We start from the raw sequence: 1,832 nt of genomic DNA, 5'->3' as shown, positions 1-1,832 counted from the left end.
GAAGGCGGCGCCGCCGATCATCAGCAGTTTTCGCCGGCCGATGCGATCGCCGATGGTCCCCATGGTGATGAGAAAGCCGGCGAGCAGGAAGCCGTAGATATCCATGATCCAAAGCTGCTGGGCGCTGTCGGCGCCGAGCGTTTCGCTGATCCGGGGGAGGGCGAGCAGAATGACCGAGACGTCGATGGAAATCAGCAGCGTCGGCAGGGCGAGGACGGCAAGACCGGTCCATTCGCGGGCCGTGGCGCGGGAGGTCGGGGCTGACATGGCGGCTCCTTTCACTTAAGATGTGGCTTAAGTAATCGAGCTCAATGCTTAAGTCAACGCTTTAGTGATGGCTGGTGGGATGCAGCAGCGCAGATGGAGGTTGAGGGGATCGCACTGGGTCCCCGCCTTCGCACAAACGCGCTAAGTTGGGGTGCCCCACCCACCGGGTCATTCCCGCGAAAGCGGGAACCTCTGTTTTCTTGGCCTTTGCACGATCGCAAACGGAGGTCCCCGCTTTCGTGTGGGATGACACCGAGTTTGGGGGACTTTCAGAGCCTCGTTCGCAGACCCACCGACACCCCATGCCGGCTGAGGCGGCGTGCATCAGGGCAACCCAAGTCCCTAACTTAGCGCCTATGCCCCTTCGTGGGGATGACGCCGGTGGGAACGGCAGGAGGTTTGGCTGTGGCGCGACGCCGATTATCAATAAACCGTCACGTCCCGGTTGTATCCATCGGCAAGCGACGATAGTTTGCCGGCCTCCTTCCCCGACTCCCCAACCACGGACATCGACACATGGAATACCGCCGCCTCGGCAAGGCTGGCCTGCGGGTCAGTGAATTTTCTTTTGGCGCCTGGGTGACCTTCGGCAAGCAGGTCGGCGAAGACGCCGCCGCTTCGATCATGGGTTACGCCTACGACAATGGCATCAACTTTTTCGATAATGCCGAAGGCTACGAGCAGGGTAATGCCGAGATCGTCATGGGCGAGGCGCTGAAGGCGCTGAGCTGGAGCCGCGACAGCTATGCGGTGTCGTCGAAAGTGTTCTGGGGCGGCTCGAAGCCGACGCAGAAAGGCCTCAGCGCCAAGCACGTCACCGACGCCGCGCACGCGGCGCTGAAGCGCCTGCAGGTCGATTATCTCGACCTCTATTTCTGCCACCGCCCGGATATCGATACGCCGATCGAAGAGACGGTGCGGGCGATGCACAACCTCATTACCCAGGGCAAGGTACTGTACTGGGGCACCTCGGAATGGTCGGCGCAGCAGCTCACCGAAGCTTACGCCGTCGCCCGCCAGGAACATCTGACGCCGCCGACGATGGAACAGCCGGAATACAACCTGTTCCGCCGCGAGAAGGTCGAGGCCGAGTTCCTGCCGCTCTACAGCCTGTTCGGGCTGGGAACGACGATCTGGTCGCCGCTTGCCTCGGGGATCCTCACCGGCAAGTACAATGACGGCGTCCCGGCCGACAGCCGGATGAACCTCCCCGGCTATGAGTGGCTGAAGGCGCGGCTCGACAGCGACAAGGGTCGCGACGAACTGGCGAAGGTGAAGCAGTTGGCCAAGCTCGCCGACGAGCTGGGCCTCCCCATCCACCACCTGGCGCTGCTCTGGTGCAACGCCAACCCCAATGTCTCGACGGTGATCCTCGGCGCCTCGAAACTCAGCCAGCTCAAGGACAACCTCAAGGCGCTCGACTCGAAGTCGAAGATGACCCCGGAGGTGCTGGCGAAGATCGAAGCGATCATGGGCAACACGCCGGAAGCACCGCGGCGGTACTGAGGGGCGGCCTGCCGTACGGCTGATAGGCCGGTGCGGGAAGATACCCCCCACCCTGTCCC

2 protein-coding genes are annotated in these 1,832 nt (G+C 62.7%); one reads left to right on the top strand and one right to left on the bottom strand.

The window, feature by feature from the left end:
- Window positions 1-267: MFS transporter (locus VW23_RS21500; RefSeq protein WP_141728433.1), on the bottom strand; the 267-nt coding region annotated here is incomplete at its 3' end.
- 516 nt (window positions 268-783) lie between these two features.
- Here VW23_RS21500 and VW23_RS21495 point away from each other — a divergent pair.
- Window positions 784-1,773: a potassium channel beta subunit family protein gene (locus VW23_RS21495; protein WP_069911546.1), complete on the top strand. Its 990-nt coding sequence runs from the start codon at window positions 784-786 to the stop codon at window positions 1,771-1,773.
- Window positions 1,774-1,832: the final 59 nt, after the last annotated feature.

Source organism: Devosia insulae DS-56 (genome assembly GCF_000970465.2).
Lineage (GTDB): Bacteria > Pseudomonadota > Alphaproteobacteria > Rhizobiales > Devosiaceae > Devosia_A > Devosia_A insulae.
The sequence above is the reverse complement of the archived record's forward strand: the minus strand, read 5'-3'. Positions and strand labels throughout refer to the sequence as shown.